Below are 20,991 nucleotides of genomic sequence, written 5' to 3' on the forward strand. Positions count from 1 at the left end.
TCACTTTCATGATTCTCTTTTTTCTCTTTTGTAACCCCGGAATGCCGTTTCCCATACTTTGACTCCTAGCAACGCAAGCTAGGTGGGTAGCCGCAGTCATCATTTCTGCCTTCCACTGACGTCTGTTTCCAGGGTGGCCTGACATCCACATGACAATAATAAGCCTCCCGTTTAAAGTAAATGTAGGTTCAAAATAATGAGATCATCGAACATTCCAGGAAGTTACATTTTTCTTCTTTTCTTTTCACAATTCGGATTATACGCTATTTTGGTTCGCTTTTCAAGTATTATTGCACAATTACTCAAAAATATTCGAACAGCTTTTGTATTAAATGATAATGCACACCATTCCGCCCCGGCTGTCGTTGACAATTTTCTGCATGGAATCCTGGAGTTTTGCCTGGCCGTCCTCAGTGATCTGGGCGATTTTGCTGCGGATGCCGTCGTCGACGAGCTGCTCAACGGATTTGCCGAAAATATTGGTATTCCAGATTCCCTCCGGGCTCTTTGCGCTCTCTTTGATATAGGCGATCAGATCCTCCGCCTGCTGCTCACTTCCGACGATCGGCGCAATCTCCGTCTCGATGTTGGCCTTGATCATATGAATCGACGGGCTCACCGATTTAATTTTCACGCCGTATTTGTTTCCCTGATGGATCACGGCCGGCTCCTCCAGCTGAATCTCCTCCCTCCCCGGAATCACGACGCCGTAGCCGCAGCCGCGCACCGCATGAATCGCATCCTCCACCTTGCGGTACTCTTCCCGCTGTGCCGACAGCTCTCGGATCGTCTGCACCAGATCATACTCGCCTTTGATCTCCACACCGGCAAGTGCACTCAGCATTTCATAATAATACTGCTCTTTCACCTCAATCCGCACCTTCACCGTGCCGCTCGCAAGATCCATCGACTGCAGCAGTGTCTGGCTGACATACTGGCTGGCAATCGTTGTTTTTCCGCCCACTGCGTCCTTCAGGCGCGTCTTTTCCCTGCACATCTCACGGATCTTCTGCAGCAGCTCCGCCTTCAGCGGATGATCATCGGCAAGAAGCTCCACCCATTTGGGAATATAAAATTCCATCTGCTGAAGCGGGAACTCATACAGCACCTTTTCGAGCATATGCAGAATATCTTCTTTGCGGAGCTGGTCGCAGTTCACCGCCATCGCTGCCACGCCGAATTTTGTTTCAAGCTCCTTTACCTGCCGCTGTGTCTCCTCCCGGTACGGTTTTTTCGCATTCACAAGAATCAGGAAGGGCTTTCCCTGCTTTTTGAGCTCCGCAACGGTCCGTTCCTCCGCCTGCAGAAAATTCTCCCGCGGCAGCTCGCCGAACGATCCGTCGCACGTCACCATAAGACCGATCGTGGAATGTTCTGCGATCACCTTCTTCGTACCGATCTCCGCCGCCTTCCGGAACGGAATCGCCTGCTCGGACCACGGTGTTTTTACCATCCGCTCCTTCTCATTTTCCAGATTTCCCGCCGCATCCGGCACCAGAAAGCCAACGCAGTCGATCAGTCGCAGCCGGATCGGATCGCCCTCCCCAAGCTGCAACTCCACGGCGTCTTTCGGCACAAATTTCGGCTCCACCGTTGTGATCGTCTTTCCCTCCCCGCTTAAAGGCAGGGCATCCCGTACCTCCGCCTGTTCCTTTTCCGAAAGATGCGGCAGTGCCAGCACCTCCAGGAAACGGCGAATCAGGGTGGACTTTCCCGTCCGTACAGGCCCCACCACTCCGATCAGGAACTGGCCCTTCGTTCGTTTCTGAATATCGCGGTATACTGAATATGCATCCATGCGCTGTTGTCCCCCTTTTGATCTTTGTTGCTATGTACTGTTATATTCTATGAGCCGGCCCCCTCTCCTATCACCAAAACTGCACTGCCGCGCACGCAAAAAAGGCACCGCCGCCCTTTTTTCGGACGCACAGTGCCTTTTTTCTGTCACATTCTTATCTTCAGCCTATGATTAGCTGTTTTTTCTCATGGCAGCCTCTACCACATGGCCGACCAGAACAGATGTGGTAACGGATCCTACGCCGCCTGGAACCGGTGTGATTGCCTCAACGATCGGCTCAGCTTTTGCGTATGCAACGTCTCCGCAGAGTTTTCCTTCTTCGTTTACGTTGATTCCGACATCAATAACGGTCTGGCCTGCACGCAGGTAAGTATCATCCACAACACCTGCACGGCCTGCTGCTACGATCACGATATCTGCCTCTTTGACTACAGACGGCATGTCTTTCGTTCTGGTATGGCAGATGGTTACGGTTGCGTTTTTCTTTAACAGCATCATGGCTGCCGGTTTTCCTACAACGAGGCTGCGGCCTACGACAACGGCTTTTTTACCGGTGCAGTCGATGCCGTAGTGGTCGAGGATCTCCATGCAGGCCTGCGGAGTACATGGCGGGAAGCCCTGTTTTGTTCCGGCGAATACGCCTACCATGGAACCGTCTGTGATACCGTCTACATCTTTCTCCGGGGAAAGCGCTTTGATGACAGCCGCCTCATCGAGATGTTTCGGGAGCGGGCGGAAAATCAGAACGCCGTGGATGGAATCATCTTTATTTACTTTGTCGATGGTAGCCATCAGCTCTTCCTGGGTAACATCTGCCGGGAGAAGGAATTTCTCGTATGCAACGCCTAAGGTCTCACAGCGTTTTGTTGCTCCTCTTTCGTAGGAAAGGTCATCCTCTCTCTCTCCGACACGGATGATTCCAAGGGTTGGTTTTACTCCTTTTGCTTCCAGCTCTGCTACGTTTGCTTTGATTTTCTCATTTAATGCTGCTGTTACTTCTTTTCCTAATAACTGTTTTGCCATTTTCTTATCCTCCGCTTTTTCTGCGGCATCTTCTGCCGCGTTTCAGGCTTTCAGTCTTCCCAGTACGCTCTGGAAAATTTCGTCTGCTTTTACGGTATAAACCGCAAGCATTTCATCGCATTTTTTGTTCAGCTCTTCTGCGTATTCACGGTTTTTCATGGATTTGGTGTTGATGTATATGTTCAGGGAAGCGCCCTCTAAGGCAGCCTTGCAGAACGCTGCGCCAACACCCGCATCGCTGATTGCGAGTGCGGAACCTTTTGCTGCAAATTCCACGATCAGATCGATCGCTTCACAGCATTTTTCCATGATTTCCATCGGCACGGAGCAGGCGTCCTTCAGCACGATTTCCATGACTCTTGCTTTCTCTGCCTTCTCCTCTTCCGTCTCACGCGGCATGCCGTATGCTTTGGAGAGCGGCTCGAACACTTCCGCATCGCGCTCGATCAGGTGAAGCAGCTCGCCCTGGAGAGTCGTTGCCTTCGCCATCAGCTCTTTCATTTCTTCTTCGACATCCGCGTATTTCTTTTTGCCGACAGTCAGTGCGCCGACCATGTTGCCAAGCGCTGTGCCGACAGCGCCGACCAGTGCAGATGCTCCGCCGCCGCCTGGAACCGGCGCTTTGGAACCGAGTACTTCTACAAATTCATTGCAAGGTACTGTTGAAAATCCCATGTTATTTTCCTCCGCTTGTTTTTTATTTGTAACGCTTATTTTGCAGCAAGTGCCTTCAGCATATCAATGGTAACGTCTCCGACCACCGCCATATCTTCTCCCTGCGTAAATGCAGCCGGGAAATTGTCCGAAAAGAGAATCTGTGCGGACGGCGGAAATTCATCATCTCCCGCCCATAAAATCAGGCGGACAAAAAGACCCTTCATAAACTCCAGCTCATATCCGACATCTCCGGATGAAATCGCCTGTGCACCGACGCGCTCCATGATCTCACGGAATTTGTCGAGCTTTCCGCCAAAGCCAAAGGCCAGACGGAACAGGCATCTTCCCTGGAACTGTTTAAAATAAACTTCTCCCCACGGAATCTCCCGGTATGTCAGAAATTTTCCGGTGGATGGGGCAGCTCCGCCCTCGGTCAGATAGCGCAGCACCAGAATTTTTGCATTCGGCTTCTCCTCGAGCGGATACCAGCCAATCACCGGACCGTCTGTGCCGTCATCTCCAAGATGCTGCACGCGGTACTCCGGCCAGGAAATCCGGTAGGAAACACCCATCAGGGATACCGTAAACTCGTGTTTTTCGGCGTCATACGGTACATTACACCGGCTGGAAATCTCCGCCGGATCCGCGTTCTGGTATACTTCCAGGTAATGTTCATAGGGAATCCGTTCTTTGCTGTCTTTTTCGTAATTCAAGTCTACTGCCATGTGAATCCAATTCCTCTCAAAAAAGGTTCTCACTTCCGTTTTTATACTTCTACAGACGGGAACATCGCTGTGTCCGTGTGCGGCAGGAAGCAGGCCGCTACAAATTCGTCCATATACGTCGGTACGGTCGAAAGCTCCAGATACGTCATGTTCCGGGCAACCTCGTACGTCTTCTTCTCTGCCGCTGTCGATAAGAGCATCGAATACGCGCCGGTCAGGGAAGAGTTGCCGATGTAATGGAATTTTTCCAGCGGGATGTCCGGGAACATACCGATGGTAACGGCATTTTTCATGTTGATGCCGCTTCCGATACCGCCCGCTACGTAAACCTCCTCAATCATGGAAACATCCATATCCAGATAGTTCAGCATCGTACGGATCGCTGAGAAAATCGCGCCCTTGGCGCGGATAAAGTTGTCGATATCGACCTCGGTAATCTCAACATCGCGGACACTTCCAGCCTCCTCCTCAAACGCAATGACATAGCTTCCCATGCCATATTTGTCGTGGCGGATCCGTTTTCCCTCACGGATAAATTTACCCTTCGGATTGACCATCTTCGCGCGGAACAGCGCCGCAATCACATCGATGATACCGGAACCGCAAAGGCCGATCGGTTTCGTACCCTCATCTCCGATGACATGATAAGATGGCTCCATCGTCTCCGGATCGATCGTACATTTCTCGATTGCACCGTCGGTTGCACGCATACCGCAGCTGATATCACCGCCCTCAAAGGCCGGTCCTGCCGAACATGCACAGCTTACCATAAAGTCAGAGTTTCCAAATGCAAGCTCTCCATTGGTACCAAGGTCGATAAAGAGACTCATCTCCGGCCGGTTCCAGATCATGCTGACAAGAGCGCCGGCTGTGATATCTCCGCCGACATAGCTTCCGATATTCGGTGCCAGAATGATATGCGCATCCGGATGAATCGCGAGATTGATATCTGATGCGAACAGAGAGTTCGTCTTAAAGAATGCCGGAATATACGGCTCCATCCGGAGCGGATCCGCATTGATGCCCATCATCAGATGCTCCATCGTAGTGTTTCCGGCGATCGCTGCACGGTAAATCTGCTTGCTGTTGATTTTTGCCGCACGGCACATATTGGAAATCATCGGGTTTAAGGTTTCTTTGATAATGGCGTTCTGCAGTCTCTCATAGCCGCCCGGTTTCTGGGACTCGATGATTCGGTTGATGACATCGGCACCGTAGCGGATCTGTCCGTTTCCGGAAGATGCTTTCGCCAGGATTTCGCCGCTCAGCATATCCACGATCAGCGCAGATACGGTTGTCGTTCCGATATCGACCACAAGGCCGCCGACAACTGCTTTTTCTTCCATCGGAAGCATATCGTATAAAAAGACGTCGTTTGCCGTTGTACGGACCACACACTGCACCTGGAAATGAGACTCCCGAAGGACATCCGGCATTTTTTTCAGCGCAGAGTACGGAATCCGCACCCGATCCAGTCCGGTTGCTGCCTGTACGGCCCAGGTGACTCTCTCGTTGTCCGGCATCGTATCGTCAAGTGTCGGCTCTTCCATCGAGATCGTGATCACCTGCATGCTGTTTTTCAGCTCCAGGCCGGCGTCTGTAATTTTCTGTTTTGTATCTTCAAAAATTGCAATTTCACTCGGTGAACTAAGGTCTGCGACCTTCATGCGGCTCCGGTATGCAGATGCAATGTCTGGTACTTCCACCTCGACATCACCTTTCACGGTGCTGACGCATGCCAGTCTCCAGCCGTTCTGGTATTCTTCTTCTGAAATATGGCGGGTCATTTTGGAGTCCAGCTCACCGCTCACGAGGCGGACACGGCATTTTCCGCAGGACGCGTTTCCAGAACATGGTGCATCGATCGGCACGTTGCTCTTCTGCGCTACCTCAAGAAGACGCTCTCCCTCGGTTGCATAGGTGACTACCGGTTCTCCCTCTTCAAATCGAAAGGTTACTTTTGCCATAACTTGTAAATCCCCCAGTCGTATGTATTTCTCCGCTGTTTTTCTTTTCCGCTTGTAGATAGAAAAACCCCTGATGGGCCGCAGGTTTTCGCAAACGCTGCGGCACCATCAGGGGAAAACCTGCGAGAATTACAGTTCCAGATAAGAATCTGCGTACAGAGTGTTGCCTTTGAATACGTCACAGGATTTGATGGTCTCCATCAGTCTCAGGTCATTCGGGTTAACGATGGCGCTGGTCAGACCCTGCATCATAGCCATAGCTACAAGTGCGGAATCCATGATCGGACGGATGTTTTTCGGCATACCGTTGGAGTTGTTGGAAAGTCCGCCGGTAGAATTCAGTCCCATATCGCTGAACATCTTGATGCACTCAAGAACTTCCATCTGTTTGTCCTGCATTCCTTTTACAACCAGGAACAGCGGGTCAAACCACAGATCGGTCGGCTCCATACCATGCTCCATACCTCTTTCCAGAAGGGTCTGGCAGTACATCATACGCTCGTCGTTGTCTTTTGCAATTCCTTCGCCGTTGCAAAGTGCGATAACGATTGCATCGTTTGCAGCCGCAAGGTCAACGTACTCGATTCTTCCTGCAGCATCTGCAGAGTTTACGATCGGTTTTCCTTTGGAACGGTTGTATACAGAGATACCAGCCTCAATTGCTTTTTTGTTGGATGTATCCAGAGCCAGCGGAACATTGTCAAAATTGCTCTGCAGCAGCTCAACAGCCCATTTCATGATGTCCTCTCCATCATTCTCAGCCGGTCCGATGTTTACATCAAGGTAAACGGCACCAGCGTCCAGCTGCTGTTTTGCTCTCTTTAAAATTGGCTCTTCATCTCTTGCTGCGAATGCTTTGTTTACAGTAGGAGCTGTAACGGAAAGTCTTTCGCCGATGGTTACAAATTTTGCCATATCTCTTCTCCTTTTCTTTTGGGAATCCCCCATAATTATTTTTTCACGGGCGGAACTTCTTTCTTGCAGAAGCCCCGGCCCGGAATTTTTATGTATTACAGTTCTCCGTTTGCCTGCAGATCTTTCATGAATTTTACAAGCTGAACTGCCTCAAGCGGAGCAACAATTACTTCCCAGCCAGGAAGTTTGGACTCAATGTCGCCCTTTAATACGGCTACTTTACCAGGAATAATAACTTTTCTGGATTTTACTTTATCTTCTACATTCTCTTTAAAGAACTTGGAGATAGAGTTACCGGAGAATTTACCTGCTGCCCAGGATGTCAGTACGGAAAGTCCGCCGGCGTCGTTGATTACAAGGTTGACCGGAACTCCGGATCTCTCGAGCTCTCCGGATACCAGGAAATAGGTCAGAGCAAAGTCTACGGTGGTCAGGCAGATCGAATTTTCGTCTGCGCCGTTCAGCGGGTAGATGCCCGGCTCTACTTTCATCGGTTTCTGCGGATCGGTAAATACGTTCTGGCGAAGTCCGAATACCGGAAGTGCCTCTGCGTATCCCATCTCCTCAAGAACGATGATGGAACCGTATTTCATGGTGAACAGGGAAAGCAGTGCCTGCTGCATATATCTGTCGCCCTGTGCGATTTTTGCCAGATTTACGATAGACGGATAACCGAAGGTACGGTCTGTGTCTTTTAAGGATGCGCGTCTTACCTGCACGGTAGTAGCGAAGGTCTCTTTGATGGTAGCTTCTGTGGTATCAAGAACCAGGTTCTTGTTGCCGAGTTTCTCGATTGCTTCTACGGTATCGTGAAGCTCATCGATATTTGCGCCGCTAACGCCGAGAACAACGCCTGCCTCTGTGGCAAGTTTGCTCATCTCTTCGTAGTTGGATGCGTTTGCACCATTCAGGATCGGTTTTCCTGCTTTGCATACTTCCAGAGCAGCTTTTGCAGCCTCTGCGTCCTCACAGCCAAGTACCAGAACTTTTCCGGTAGCTGCAGCTTTTGTTACGAGGGATACGTATTTGTCTACGCCATTTCCGGCATAGTTTACATACAGCATCTCTGCGCACATACGCTCACCGATACGGTCGTAATCAACTTTTTTGTCTTCTTCCAGTTTTGCATCGATCTCTTCGTCAGACATGCAGCTGCAGAGAGATACCGCATAACGGGTTTTGCTTACAAATGTTTTCTCATGACGATAGAGAACCGTCTCTCCGCCAAGAGTGTACTCACTGTCGCCGGTTCCGACTTTGATCGTCTTCATTGGCGGTGCGGTAGCTTCGGAAAGCTGTGCCATAGCGTCGTCAGACATATATGGGCACGCTGAAATATCCATAGCGCCCTGTGCAACCTTCATGGAGAATGCCATACAGGTCGGACATCCGCACTCCTTACAGTTTTTCTTTGGGGTCATTTTAAAAATCTGAATACCTGATAATGCCATAATTCTTTATCCTCCTAATCTCTTCCTTACGTACTGATTACATCAGTTCCTGAATCATTTTGGAAATGGTTGCAACAGACTGTGGATGTTTGAGGATAACTGCATCAGAACCAGAAGCCAGAGATGCGGCTGCTGTCTGAATCTCCATAGAGACTCCTCGTACTTCCTGACTTCCCCATTCCGGAGATTCCTCTTCTGTTGCCATTGCCTCTTTTACAGTCCATGTCTCAGAAGCGATTGGAGTAATAATTGGCATCTGCAGCATTTTATCGTCCTGGGATAATGCTGCTGCTTTGATACGGTCCAGTGTAGATACTACGTACTCATATCCGTATCCGACTGCTGCAGAACCTACGTTCATAACAATGCTGTCTGCGCTGACACCAAGCTGGGTCATAACAACATTCAGCTGTTTTGCAAGGTTGATATCTACAGCGGACTCAGCGCCGACTTTCTGGCTGTATGCCAGACCTGCGGCTGCACCAACTGCCTTGTAATCTTCTTCTCTTGCGGACATAACAAGAACGTTTCTTCCCTGAAGAACCTCTGCTACTTTTGTGAGCAGCTCGGAATCTTTCTCAACGTTTTTGCATCCTTCTACAACAAGCGGCACGTCAACGGCATCAGCAACCTCTTTGACTGTCTCAATGAGTTCTTCTACCGATTTGTTCAGACCGTTCGGGTCTCCGCCTGCCAGACGAAGGCAAAGGAAATCTGCACCTTCCATAGCTGCTGCTTTTTTTGCAATCTCGCCCATGGTAGCTGCACCTTCATAGTATGCTTTTACGCTTTCCGGTTCTCCTTCCATACCAAGGTCTGTGATTTCAACGCCGACCTTCGGTCCGTTTTTGATTTCACCATCGAAAGCATAGAATGGTAATACGTTTTCTCCGCCAAGAGTTACGGTTTTGTCTCCGCTGCCGATTACAACGGATTTAATTGCTGCATTAAACTTTTGTGGTTTGCGATTAAACGGCATAAAAAAAGCCTCCTTAAAAATAAATTACATACAGGCATATCTCCATGATTCCGCTTCATGGACACACCTGTTATTATTTTAACGTTTTTTCCCGGAGAATGCAAGATTTACCAGGATATTTTCCAAGATTTTCTGACAAAAAGTATCCGTTTTCTCTTCGTCAGCCGTTTTTTTTCAGAAAATCACTTTACAGCTGCCGGCATGTGCCGGAAAGGGCTTCCTCCTCCGCTTTGGAATCCCCTCCCAAGCCATACCGGTCTGCTTATTCTTTCACAGGATAGGCCTGTAAAATACGAATTACATCATTGGATCCATACCAAGTGCCGGATGGCCTTTCTCGGTCAGGAATGCAACCAGTGTCTCCGGATCTTCTGCGATGGTCTCATCACCGATCATATCGGTAAAGTTGTCGATACCGTACAGCTCTTTTGCTGTCTCATTCAGTTTCTCTGCAACCTGCTCTTTCAGCTCTTTCGGCATCCATACGATACGGGCAACACCGCCTTCTGCTTTCATAAACTTCTTGGAAGCGATAAAGTGTTTGCCGTGTCCCATGAATCCAGGAGTCTGAACACCGCCGCCTGTCATGGAAGCCAGTTCGGAGAAGGTCATTCCCAGAGGAGTCATGCCTGCGTACTCACGGTTTGCGATGCAGACACCGTTGGAGAACGGCTCGATACCACAGATACACTCGAAGCATCCGCAGGATGTCATTGGTTTTTCCATGATGGAGTACAGAGATACATCATCAAGAGCGCCCTGGGAAAGTTTACGAACAGCCTCGTTAACATCCTCGTACTCACCGATTCTCTCATCGATTACTTTTTCTTTTGTGATAACCTGGCAAGGTCCGTTCGGATCCAGCTCGTTGGTAGCTTTTGCATCCAGCCATGAAACAGCACCGCAAAGTCCGAGACGCTCTGGTGTAACAACGCATACATGGCTCGGGGAGAATGCCTGGCACATGATACAGCTGTAGTATACCGGTACGGATTCATCTGTCATGGTAGACAGACGCTCATCACGTTTGTCGAATACCGGAATTGCAATTTCGTGACGGATCTTGGTACAGTCTTCCGGATTGGTGTAGATCTTAACCTGACATTTGTCAACAACAGCCTCGAACTCGTTTTTAACCTGTGCGTACAGAACTTCTCCGAAGTGTTTTGCACGGAAGCCTGCGTTGAAAGCTTCTTTGCTGACACGGATACGGATCATATCACGCTGTCCGGTATGCATCACACCTTCGATGCAGTTCAGGTAGCTGTGGAATTTACGCTCAAATACAGGCTCGAAATCCGGCTGCATGCTCTTTCCGGCAACCTCAACAACGTATGCAATGCTGTGTTTGGAACCTACCTCGAACTCGTCGATGTCCGGTCCGATCAGCTCGATCCTGTGATCTTCTACTTCGGAAGCACCTTTTGTCTGAACCAGCTCGCAGCAGTCTACGCGGGAACCGTCAAACTCAACCTGCATATCACCACGGCGGATGATTTCACCCTCGAATGCAGATGCGAATGCAACCGGGATATCAATGTTGGTGATTTTGATCTTGATATCGCGTGCTTCCAGAGAAGTTGCGTTGAATTTGGAAACGTCTTTCTGGATAATAAGGCTCTTCGGAATAGCCGGAACGTCTTTGTCATCGTTTGTGATAACCGGGAAACCAAGTGCAATTGCACCAGCGCCGCATGCAACAATCACATCGTCCAGAGGAGCAAAAGCATTTACAAATGCCGGTACACGGTCTTTGGTATAGGTCATCAGTGCGCCTGCATCGCCTGCGGTTACGTTACCGAAGATCAGGGCTGCACGGATTGCTACGGATACAACATGGATAACAGATGTTACGTCTTTTCCAAGCGGAATAACACGTACGTTTGCGCCGGTCTTGTATCCTAATTCCTGACACTGATCGATGATTCCGCCAACCAGTGTTACAAGAATACCCTGTGCCTGATAGCTCTTAACCAGATCCACGCCTTCCTGTGCGGTCGGAGCGCTTCCAAGGATAACAGCTACGCCCGGGATATCGCCTGTTACAAGCGGCACACCAAGCTCACGGATGATGGCATCGCTTAAATGGCCGTAGCACGGCTCATCATATGGTTTTGCACCGTCGATGTATTTAATTGCCTCGATGAACTCTGCGCAGAGTGCAGTTGCAACACCGGACATAAATACATCATTCAGCTGATTTTCTCTTGTCATCAGAGATTTTACCACGCCAAGAGCCTCTTTCATCTCTTTTAAGTTGGTAACCTTTACTCCTGTTACAGCATAGTAACACGGAAGTGCGTAAGCAGTGTCCGGGAAGCTGACTGCTTTTTCCTCTCCGTTTGCTGCGATTGCGGCATCAACGGCAGCTTCGGTAAGACCGTATACTGCATCATTTCCGCCAAATACTCTCTCGAATAATGTCATGTGTTTTTCCTCCTATCACACTTTTTCCATGCCAGGCATGTTTGACTTATCGATTTTTGTTTTTATTTTCCGTATCTCTTCTACTGCAGCCGCGCTGTAATCATATGGAGACGAACCTTCCCTGTCCGCTTCCATAATTTCCGGGTTGTAGTGGACCATGCCCAGAAGATCCTCCGGGGGGATACGGTCCTGTATGAATGCCTCATCTTTTTCGTCGCGTACTTTGTTTGCCACGACATGAACCTGATGAACGCCAAGCTCTTCGGCCAGACGTTTGACATTCTTATAGGTCTGAATACTTCTTGCACCCGGCTCGATAACTACGATGAACATATCCATGCCCTCAGTCGTTCCTCTTCCCAGATGCTCAAGGCCTGCTTCCATGTCGAGGATGACAACATCCCCTCTGTGAAGGACCAGGCTGTTGATGATTCTCCGCAGCATCACATGCTCCGGGCAGACACAGCCGCTTCCGGCCGTCTCCACGGTGCCAAGCGTCAGGAGTTTGACTCCATTGTACTCTTTGCTGTATTTATCGGGGATATCACTTACTCTCGGATTTATCTTGTAAAACCGGTTGTCTGCACTTGCCTCGGTGCGCTCTTCGATCAGCTTTCTCATTTTGGTAATCGGAACGATCGAATCGAGGATTTCTTCCGGAAATCCAAGCGCAAGGCCCAGATTGGCATCCGGATCGACATCTGCAGCCAGAACCGGATGGCCTTCTTCTGCATAAAGTCTTGCAAGGGTCGCTGCGATGGTTGTTTTTCCTACGCCACCCTTTCCAGTTACTGCTATTTTCATTTTACACCTTTTCACTTCAAAAAGGGCGGTCTCTTTTTACGTCAGGGACCGCCCTGTCCTTTTTATACGCCGAGTGCGGCACGTTTCTCTTCGATTCGTGCGAGCATTGCATCGCCCAGCTTGTCGATGTCTTTTTCTACTGTGTAAGCTGCCTCAACCCAGTCGCGGACACCGTTGGTCAGAAGTCCTGTTACCTCAGTGGATCCGGATACGTACGGCTCTACGCCAAGGTAAGTATCGATACCGGTTGCTACAACATAGTTTCCGATAGAAACTGCTTTCTCAGACATCCACTCCGGAGCACATCCGACAACCGGAAGCTGGGAAATATTGACATTACCGATTTTAGCAAGTTCTGCTACAAGAACCATCATACGGGAGATATCAACGCAGGATCCCATGTGGAGTACCGGCGGGATATCAGCCAGCTCGCAGACACGTTTCAGACCTGCACCGCAGAGATCTTTGGCACGTTTGTCCATCAGACCTGCTCTTGCTGCTGCCTGTGCAGAGCATCCGGAAGCAACGATGATAACGTCGTGCGCAATCAGCTTCTTCATCAGCTCGATGTGAGCGGTGTCCGGACGGACTTTCGGGTTGTTGCATCCTACCATGGCAACTGCACCGCGGATAACGCCGGATGCCACACACTGCCACAGCGGCATCAGAGTTCCGGTCTGGTCAACCTGGGAATTGGTTACTTTATCCAGAGTCTTGATGATGGACTCAACAGAGTATCCAACGGTTGCTTTCTGCTTCATATGCGGGATATGTACCAGCTCCGGTTTCCGGTTTTTAAAGTTTTCAATTGCCATTTTTACGATGGCTTTTGCATTCTCACCTGCTGTTTTTGCGTTGAAACGAATGTATTCTGCATCCGGCATCTGCGCAATCGGGCTGGTGGTAACGAATTTAGTATGGAAGCATTTGCTTAAAGGTCCAAGTGCCGGGAAAATACACTGTACGTCAACAACGATGGCCTCGCAGGCACCGGTCAGTACCACGTTTTCCTGCTGCAGGAAGTTACCTGCCATCGGCACGCCGCGGCGCATTGCTACCTCGTTGGAAGTACAGCAGACACCTGCTACGTTGATTCCCTTTGCTCCCATTTCTTTTGCATATGCGATCATCTCCGGATCGTCTGCGTATTCGCAGATCATCTCGGAAAGTGACGGGTCATGGCCATGAACGATGATATTTACTTCATCTTCTTTCATAACGCCAAGGTTTGCCTCTGTTTCAACCGGCTTTGGAGTTCCGAACAGTACGTCAGAGAACTCGGTACCCATCATGGAGCCGCCCCATCCATCGGAAAGTCCGGAACGAAGGGACTGGCGAACGAGTGCTTCCGGAAGGGAAGAACATCCCATATGAGTCATATGAAGAGAACATGCAACCTCACGGTCGATCGCACGCGGTGCGATTTCTTCTCTCTCCCAGATCTCCTGCGTATGCTGCGGAGCACGTTTCAGGAATCTCTGTGTTCCGAACGGTTTACCATACTCTAAAAGAGCCAGCTCGGACATTTCATGTGCCAGATCGTAGATATCTTTTCCTTCGTACTCTACGCCCCACTCTTTTGCCAGGCGGATCAGTTTCTCAGGATCTTTTACTTTATAGCTTCCGTTTGGATCTGCCTCATGCAGAGTATGGCAGATTTCACGGCCGTGATCGGAATGGGTAGCAGAACCGCCTGCTGTAAAGCGCAGGAAGTTACGTCCTACAATACCGTGTACATCGCATCCGCAGATTCCTCTCGGTGCCTTTGGTGTAATACGGCAAGGTCCCATCGTACAGATACGGCAGCAGGTTCCCTGCTCACCGAATTTACAGTGCGGGGTCTGGTTTTTTACACGAAACTGCCATGCGTCAGCGCCAACTTTTGCACCATTTTCCAGGAGCTCATTGGTGGCCTGTTCGAATTCTTCTACGCTTGTTAATTTGAATTCGCTCATCTTGTCCTCCTCAAGATTGTATTTTAATATTTTTATGGTAAAAACATCCTCCCATGGGGGATATTTTACTTTTGAAATATCCCTCCGTCTGCAGCGCGTACAGAGCGGAGGGCAGATCATCTGTTTTTATAAATCAAGGTTTTCTACGATTTTCTTTAATGCCGCGCGTACCGGAGAGTCTTCCGGCAGACGTACGGTTGGTTTTCCGTCGCAATCATATTCATAAACCTGATCATCGTGCGGAACAACGCCAAGGAGAGTTAATCCCTGTTTTTCAATTTCCTCACGGGTTCCCTCATTTAACACGCCATTCGGCGCGCGATTTATGATCAGTCCTACCTGCTTCGGCTTCATATCGCATCCTTTGATCAGCTCCGCGATTCTCGCAGCGGCCTGTACTCCTCTTCTTGAGCAGTCACTGACCAGAATAGCTGTATCCATGCCCGGAAGTATACCACGGCTGATATGCTCCATGCCTGCCTCGTTATCCACAACCATGAAGGGGTAATTCGGATACAGCTTGGCAAGCTGATTCTGCAGAAGTCCATTGACGAAGCAGTAGCAGCCTTTTCCCTGTGTTCTTCCCATCACAAGCAGGTCAAAATCATCTTCCTCCGTCAGAGCGCCTGCAAATTTAAATTCCGCATAATCTGCCTTGCTCATGCCTGCCGGAATCGGGTTTTTGGATGCCATCTCTGCACGGGCAATCTCCTCCCGGATATCTCCAAGGGTAGCTTCCACTTCTACACCGAGTACCTCATTCAGGTTTGAGTTTGCGTCCGCATCAACCGCAAGAACAGGACCTTTTCCTGACTCGCAGAGATACTGGATCAGCAAGCCGCATAATGTTGTTTTTCCAACGCCGCCCTTTCCGGCGACAGCTATTACGTGTGCCATAAAAATCGGATGCCTCCCAAATTCAAGTAATTAATTCATTAAACCAGTGTGCAAAGACCGGATCTGTCGATGATTTCGGATACGTCTTTCCATTTGTTCAGTGCATACAGATGGATTCCGTTGACACCGAGTGCACGGTAAGCATCGATCTGTTTTACGGTATACTCGATACCCTCTTCTTTGAACTCTGCAACTTTCTTGTCGTAGAATACGTCGAACGGTTTGCCCTCTGCGTCTTTTGCTGCAAATGGGTTCGGGAACAGCCAGTGTCTGGAGATCATTCTGGAAAGCTCTCTGTCCATAACACAGCCGTTTCTGGAAAGTGCCATGTTGATGGTAGCTGCCTGATCCAGGATCGGCATAACTCCAACGTCTACCGGCATGGTGATTCCGGCTTTGCGGATTGCATCCAGCCAGTATTTGAACTGCTCCATATCCCAGCAGAGCTGAGTCATGATGTAGTCTGCGCCGTTGTCCTGTTTCTGTTTCAGGACTGCGATATCAGACTCCAGGCTTCTGCAGGAGATGTGGCCTTCCGGAGATCCTGCAACAGCGATTTCGAATTTGTCGCCGTAGGTATCGCGTACGAATTTTACAAGATCGGTAGCGTAGTCAAAGTCGCCGCAGGTTGTGGTCTCGCCAAGCGGGATATCGCCGCGCAGTGCCAGCATGTGGTCTACGCCGTCAGCTAAATACTGATCCAGCTGCTCTTTGATTCCTTCTTTTGTGTTTTTGATAACGGTGAAATGAGTAACCGGTGTAGTTCCGGCATTTTTGATCATCTGACATACTTCACGGTTTGCTCCGACGTTTCCGCCGCCTGCTCCGTATGTACAGGAAATGTAAGACGGGTTGTACTTCATCAAGTGGTCGATGGTACCCGGCAGATTCTGCAGTCCTTTCTCTGTCTTTGGCGGGAACAGCTCAAAAGACAGAAGAGTCTTGTTTTTCATCTCTTCTGAAAGTTTCATAATTCAATTTACCTCCGCTTTAATATGATATATTCCTATTCTAAGTCCCGGTTCGCTTGTTCTGTTTCGTTCCGATTTGCAGAACCCGGGTTCTTAAAACCGCTTTTACAAATAACTGGCTCCGTCTGCCAATTATCATTCACAGTCCAGCTCTACGATGCTGTTTGCAAGATCAACCATTTTGATCTTGCCCTGCAGTCTGATTTCCTCGCCCATGATGTCACGGATCAGAACGTATTCTCCATCGACATCGATGCGGCTCACATTTTTACAGACAACTGTGTTTTCCGGATTTTTGTATACCGTTGCAAGGCACATAGCTTACGCCTCCTCTACTTAACTTCTTTCAAATGCTCTTTTACAAGCGTCAGTGCCAGAGACAGGCGCATATTGCCTTTCTGAAAATCGGATACTCCCTCCCGGATCTGTTTTGCGGCGTCCGCCATTCCGGCTTTTTCCAGTTTGTCGGCCATCTCGTCGAGTTCTGCTGCGTGATGTTCATTGTGCTGCAGCATATAGGTTAAAAGTGCAAGATTCTCGTCCTTGCATTTTTCTTCGGAACCGCATGCATTGCAGGCATGTCCGCAGTCTTCTCCCTCGTGATGATGGTCATGGTGATGATGGTGCTCGTCGTGAGCGCCGTGCGGAATGGGATTTCCATTCTCGTCATATAATAAATGCATAATATGGCCTCCTCTGTCCCCGTTTTTCTCCTCTGCCGTCCGTTTCGTCCGCTTTTTGTTTTCCTGAAACGTCCTGCAGATTGTACAGGGAATGATAAATAAATATCAATTCGAGTTTATTATACTCTATTTCATGCACAAAATCAATACGGCCTCCACAAAATTTCTGTACAATTCGCCGTACAGTCTGCCCTGGCGTCCTCCTTTTTTCTTACAGGGCTTGTTATTTTTTTCATTTTTCAATTGTGTTAAACTTTTTTAATATATTTGGTCTGATTTCTTTAAAATTTCATGTTATACTTACGGTATTTATGAGAGAAATACGGCAGAATCTTTTTTTGATTCAAGATACGGAGGGTTTTCATGGCACTTTCTATTCCAACCATTACATTGAACGACGGCAGAGCGATGCCGCTTCTGGGGCTTGGCACTTACAAATCGACAGAAAAAGAGGCAGAAAAAGCAATTGTCACCGCGGCAAAATACGGCTACCGTCTGATTGATACCGCCTCCTCCTATAAAAATGAGGACAGCATCGGCCGCGGGATCCGCGCAAGCGGGATTCCGCGGGAAGATTTTTTTATTACCACAAAGGTCTGGAATACAGCGCAGCGGGTCGGCGATATCGAAGGTGCCTTCAACCGCAGTCTCGACCGGCTCCGTCTCGACTACGTTGATCTTTACCTGATCCACTGGCCGGTGCCGGGCTGCTACCCGGAGACATGGCGCGCACTCGAAAAAATCCGCGAATCCGGGCGTGCAAAATCAATCGGCGTCAGCAACTTCGAGGAATCGCATCTTACTGCCCTCTTTGAATTTTCCGGCGTCATTCCGGCCGTCAACCAGATCGAATGCCATCCGCTCTGGAACCGGAAACCGCTCATCGCTTTCTGCCGCTCGCATGGAATCGCTGTTCAGGCGTATGCGCCGCTTGCAAGAGGCCTTTACCTGAACCGTGAGATTATGCAGCAGCTGGCTGAAAAATATGTACGCACCGAAGCGCAGATCGGCCTCCGCTACCTCGTTCAGCAGGGCATCAGTGTCATCCCGAAATCGACACAGCCGGACCGCATCTTTGCCAACGCGGATGTCTTCGACTTTGATCTTTCTGAAGCCGACATGGCGCTCATCGACACAATGGATGAACAGCTCCGTTCTGCTTCTATCCCGGATGACCTGCTGTAGCTGCGGATTCACAGAAAAAGCAGCATAGAAAATCTGTTTCTTTCCGTTTCAGATTTCTGTGCTGCTTTTTCTGTTTTTCTTTATTTCGAGGGTACCATCCAGCCTGCTGCAGGTGCAGATCCAGTCCCCCATTGCTCCGACTTCTTCTAAATCATGTGTGACCAGAAGCATTGTTTTTTCTTTTCCCTTTCTGCGGATATAGTCCATCGTTTTCTTTTTCGTCCCCGCATCCAGTCCCCGGAACGGCTCATCCAGAAGAATGAAATCCGCGTCCATGCGCATGGCCCGCAGAACCGCCACCCGCTGGCGCATGCCGCCCGACAGTTCCGATACAGCCTGATTTTCACAGCCCGAAAGGCCGAGTTCCTCCATCTCCTCCGCAAGATGACAGGAGCTTCTTTTTTCTTTTCCAAACATGCGACGTCTTACCGCGAGCTGGATATTAGCTGCGGCTGTCAGTTCTTCCGCCAGCCGTGGTTCCTGAAAAACCATACTTTTCCTTAAAGCTTCCAGTCCCCCGATGTTTCCGCCGTCCGCCTGTTCCAGGCCTGCCAGAATCCGCAGCAGGGTTGTCTTTCCCGCCCCGGAAGGCGCCATCAGACAGGTCACTGCTCCTTTTTTCAGTTCCATCGTAAGATCCGAAAAAATAACATGTTCTCCATACGCTTTTTTCAGATGACAGATTTCAATCGTATCTTCTCTCATTTCATCACCAGCATCCTTTTTTCTGCAAGATCCATTCCTTTTAAAACAGCTTTTTCAAGACAGAAGCTGACGCACACGATCGCTGCCGTCCAGGCAAAGAGTCCCGGTGTGTCGAGATATATTTTTGCCTGATACAGATGCTCTCCGATGGATCGGTTCGGAATGCCGATTACTTCCGCGGCCGTTCCGGCCTTCCAGCAGAGGCCGAGGGAAAGCGAGCATCCCGTCCGGATATACGGGTACAGCTGCGGAAGGATCACCCAGCGCAGCCGCACCGGCCACGGAACCTGAAAAACGTCTGTCATCTCCAAAAGCGCTGTGTCCAGTTCCCGCAGGCCGTTCCGCGTGTTCGTATACAGGATCGGAAATACCATCAGAAACGAAATCACAACAGAAAGATTCTTCGATGAAACCCAGATCAGGATCAGAATCACGAACGAAGCGACCGGAACTGCTTTTACTGCTGCAACCAGCGGCGTCAGGAGTTCTTCTGCAATGGAAAACCTGCCGGCAAGTGCAGCTCCTGCAATTCCCGCCGCCGCGCCGAGAAGAAATCCGGCTCCGATGCGTGCTCCGGAAAACAGCAGGGACTGCCAGAAGACCGGTTCTGTCACAAGCGTAAAAAGGCGTTTCAAAACAGCGGCAGGAGATGCCAGAAGGATCTCCTGCCCGACAAAAACGCTTGCCGCCTGCCAGATCATAAGCCAGAACACGATCGGCCAGAGCTTCGTTTTTCTCTGTTTCTCTTTTTTGTTTTTATTCGGAATAATAGAAGTCATCTCCTGGAAGTTCTCCTCCGACTGCCTCCGGATTCTGGTCTTTGAGCACACCGAGATAACCGGAAAGCTTCTCTTTCATCTCATCACCGGTGATGCAGACAATGTTGCATGCCGGAAGCGCTTTCTTTGCGACCGCCTCCGGAACAATGTCATAATCCCCGATCAGTTTTGCCGCCTCATCGGTGTTTTCGGTTACGTAGGATACGGATGCCTGATAGGCTTCCATGAACTCTGCAACTGCTTTTGGGTGCTCCTTGGCAAATGCAGTGCGTACAACGGTAACGCCCGTCACCAGTGTGCTCGCTGTTCCTTCGGACTCCTGGATTTTGTTCCATTCTTCGGTCAGATCAAGTGCGGTGCGCAGCGTTTCTTTTTTCGCCTGGGCCGTCGTTACAAACGGCTGCGGCAGCATGGCGATTCCATCGGCATCTTCTGCAAGTGCCGCCACGCACTCGGCGTGTTCGCTCTTCCACTCGATCGTTACGTCCCCACCCGGTACGAGGCCGTTCTTTTCGAGGATATAATTCAAAGCATACTCCGGAGTTGCACCTTTGCCGCTCGCATAAATGGTTCTGCCTTTCAGATCCGCAATGGAATGTACGGTATCGCCGTCCTCGACGATATAAAGGACACCGAGCGTATTGACTGCGAGCACCTGTACACCGCCGTTCGTCTTGTTGTAGAGTACACTTGCAAGGTTCGCCGGAACTGCGGCGATATCCACCTCACCCTGTACCAGTTTTGCGCTGACCTCATCCGGGGCAGCGGCAAGTTCAAACGTGTCCGCAGGTGACTCTTTGCTGTCGTTATCGCTCATCATTTTTACCATTCCCATGGCAGTCGGTCCCTTTAATGCAAGCACATGGACCAGTGTCTCATCTTCTGCTTCCGATGCTGCTGTGCTACTTTCCGCCTGTGTACTCCCGGATTCCGTGCTCTCTGATACCGCGCTTTCTTTCCCGCTGCTCTCCGTCTTTGTCTCTGTCTGGCCACATCCTGCAAACAGAAGTACTATTGCAAGAATCGCTGCCGCAAAGCCCATCTTTCTTTTCTTTTTCATTTTTGTCTCC

General features: G+C 49.7%; 19 protein-coding genes and 1 other RNA gene. 1 reads left to right on the plus strand and 19 read right to left on the minus strand.

Annotated elements, in window-relative coordinates:
- Nucleotides 1-29: 29 nt before the first annotated feature.
- The 16 genes from ssrS to ACY2VT_RS01390 all read right to left on the minus strand — a co-directional run bounded on the left by ssrS (nucleotide 30) and on the right by ACY2VT_RS01390 (nucleotide 17,252).
- Nucleotides 30-224, minus strand: a non-coding RNA gene (gene ssrS / locus ACY2VT_RS01315) — 6S RNA.
- Nucleotides 225-328: 104 nt separating this feature from the next.
- A complete protein-coding gene (gene spoIVA / locus ACY2VT_RS01320; RefSeq protein WP_461878614.1) occupies nucleotides 329-1,798 on the minus strand; it encodes a stage IV sporulation protein A in 1,470 nt (489 codons plus the stop codon).
- 171 nt (nucleotides 1,799-1,969) lie between these two features.
- Nucleotides 1,970-2,821: a bifunctional 5,10-methylenetetrahydrofolate dehydrogenase/5,10-methenyltetrahydrofolate cyclohydrolase gene (locus tag ACY2VT_RS01325; RefSeq protein ID WP_022461835.1), complete on the minus strand. Its 852-nt coding sequence runs from the start codon at nucleotides 2,819-2,821 to the stop codon at nucleotides 1,970-1,972.
- A gap of 42 nt (nucleotides 2,822-2,863) precedes the next feature.
- Complete coding sequence (locus ACY2VT_RS01330; RefSeq protein WP_461878615.1) at nucleotides 2,864-3,496, minus strand: cyclodeaminase/cyclohydrolase family protein; 633 nt, start codon at nucleotides 3,494-3,496, stop codon at nucleotides 2,864-2,866.
- A 35-nt stretch (nucleotides 3,497-3,531) separates the two neighbouring features.
- Nucleotides 3,532-4,203, minus strand: a complete 672-nt coding sequence (locus ACY2VT_RS01335) for a DUF3786 domain-containing protein (protein ID WP_459919316.1) — start codon at nucleotides 4,201-4,203, stop codon at nucleotides 3,532-3,534.
- A gap of 41 nt (nucleotides 4,204-4,244) precedes the next feature.
- Nucleotides 4,245-6,170 carry a corrinoid activation/regeneration protein AcsV gene (gene acsV / locus ACY2VT_RS01340; RefSeq protein WP_461878616.1) on the minus strand — a complete coding sequence of 642 codons (1,926 nt, stop codon included), beginning with the start codon at nucleotides 6,168-6,170 and terminating at the stop codon, nucleotides 4,245-4,247.
- 129 nt (nucleotides 6,171-6,299) lie between these two features.
- Nucleotides 6,300-7,085 carry a carbon monoxide dehydrogenase/acetyl-CoA synthase methytransferase subunit gene (acsE, locus tag ACY2VT_RS01345; RefSeq protein ID WP_022462424.1) on the minus strand — a complete coding sequence of 262 codons (786 nt, stop codon included), beginning with the start codon at nucleotides 7,083-7,085 and terminating at the stop codon, nucleotides 6,300-6,302.
- 95 nt (nucleotides 7,086-7,180) lie between these two features.
- Complete coding sequence (gene acsC, locus ACY2VT_RS01350) at nucleotides 7,181-8,536, minus strand: acetyl-CoA decarbonylase/synthase complex subunit gamma (RefSeq protein ID WP_117509045.1); 1,356 nt, start codon at nucleotides 8,534-8,536, stop codon at nucleotides 7,181-7,183.
- 37 nt (nucleotides 8,537-8,573) lie between these two features.
- Nucleotides 8,574-9,515 carry an acetyl-CoA decarbonylase/synthase complex subunit delta gene (gene acsD, locus ACY2VT_RS01355; RefSeq protein ID WP_461873137.1) on the minus strand — a complete coding sequence of 314 codons (942 nt, stop codon included), beginning with the start codon at nucleotides 9,513-9,515 and terminating at the stop codon, nucleotides 8,574-8,576.
- A gap of 297 nt (nucleotides 9,516-9,812) precedes the next feature.
- Nucleotides 9,813-11,942, minus strand: a complete 2,130-nt coding sequence (gene acsB, locus ACY2VT_RS01360; protein WP_461878617.1) for an acetyl-CoA decarbonylase/synthase complex subunit alpha/beta — start codon at nucleotides 11,940-11,942, stop codon at nucleotides 9,813-9,815.
- Between the two features lie 15 nt (nucleotides 11,943-11,957).
- Nucleotides 11,958-12,746 carry an ATP-binding protein gene (locus ACY2VT_RS01365; protein ID WP_022462428.1) on the minus strand — a complete coding sequence of 263 codons (789 nt, stop codon included), beginning with the start codon at nucleotides 12,744-12,746 and terminating at the stop codon, nucleotides 11,958-11,960.
- Nucleotides 12,747-12,808: 62 nt separating this feature from the next.
- Nucleotides 12,809-14,701 carry an anaerobic carbon-monoxide dehydrogenase catalytic subunit gene (gene cooS / locus ACY2VT_RS01370; protein WP_461878618.1) on the minus strand — a complete coding sequence of 631 codons (1,893 nt, stop codon included), beginning with the start codon at nucleotides 14,699-14,701 and terminating at the stop codon, nucleotides 12,809-12,811.
- Nucleotides 14,702-14,827: 126 nt separating this feature from the next.
- The gene (locus ACY2VT_RS01375) at nucleotides 14,828-15,598 is read right to left on the minus strand and encodes an ATP-binding protein (RefSeq protein WP_461878619.1); all 771 of its coding nucleotides are present in this window, start codon (nucleotides 15,596-15,598) and stop codon (nucleotides 14,828-14,830) included.
- 38 nt (nucleotides 15,599-15,636) lie between these two features.
- A complete protein-coding gene (locus ACY2VT_RS01380; RefSeq protein ID WP_022462431.1) occupies nucleotides 15,637-16,569 on the minus strand; it encodes a methylenetetrahydrofolate reductase in 933 nt (310 codons plus the stop codon).
- A gap of 135 nt (nucleotides 16,570-16,704) precedes the next feature.
- On the minus strand, nucleotides 16,705-16,887 hold the full coding sequence (locus ACY2VT_RS01385; RefSeq protein WP_022462432.1) for a CooT family nickel-binding protein: 183 nt from the start codon (nucleotides 16,885-16,887) through the stop codon (nucleotides 16,705-16,707).
- A 14-nt stretch (nucleotides 16,888-16,901) separates the two neighbouring features.
- Nucleotides 16,902-17,252 (minus strand): hypothetical protein, encoded by a 351-nt coding sequence (locus ACY2VT_RS01390; RefSeq protein WP_055218122.1) that lies wholly within the window; start codon nucleotides 17,250-17,252, stop codon nucleotides 16,902-16,904.
- A 363-nt stretch (nucleotides 17,253-17,615) separates the two neighbouring features.
- On the opposite strand from ACY2VT_RS01390, the gene ACY2VT_RS01395 reads away from it, so the two are divergent.
- Nucleotides 17,616-18,437 (plus strand): aldo/keto reductase, encoded by an 822-nt coding sequence (locus tag ACY2VT_RS01395; protein ID WP_461873143.1) that lies wholly within the window; start codon nucleotides 17,616-17,618, stop codon nucleotides 18,435-18,437.
- A 48-nt stretch (nucleotides 18,438-18,485) separates the two neighbouring features.
- On the opposite strand, the gene ACY2VT_RS01400 is transcribed toward ACY2VT_RS01395, so the two are convergent.
- Genes ACY2VT_RS01400 through ACY2VT_RS01410 form a run of 3 tightly spaced genes read right to left on the minus strand, consistent with a single transcriptional unit; the run spans nucleotide 18,486 to nucleotide 20,981 of the window.
- A complete protein-coding gene (locus tag ACY2VT_RS01400) occupies nucleotides 18,486-19,142 on the minus strand; it encodes an ATP-binding cassette domain-containing protein (RefSeq protein WP_461878620.1) in 657 nt (218 codons plus the stop codon).
- The gene (locus ACY2VT_RS01405) at nucleotides 19,139-19,921 is read right to left on the minus strand and encodes an ABC transporter permease (RefSeq protein WP_461878621.1); all 783 of its coding nucleotides are present in this window, start codon (nucleotides 19,919-19,921) and stop codon (nucleotides 19,139-19,141) included. Before ACY2VT_RS01405 ends, ACY2VT_RS01400 begins: the two co-directional genes overlap by 4 nt.
- Nucleotides 19,899-20,981, minus strand: a complete 1,083-nt coding sequence (locus tag ACY2VT_RS01410) for an ABC transporter substrate-binding protein (RefSeq protein WP_461878622.1) — start codon at nucleotides 20,979-20,981, stop codon at nucleotides 19,899-19,901. The genes ACY2VT_RS01405 and ACY2VT_RS01410 overlap by 23 nt, the downstream gene beginning before the upstream one ends.
- Nucleotides 20,982-20,991 lie beyond the last annotated feature (10 nt).

It is taken from the genome of Fusicatenibacter sp., assembly GCF_050872605.1.
Lineage (GTDB): Bacteria > Bacillota > Clostridia > Lachnospirales > Lachnospiraceae > Fusicatenibacter.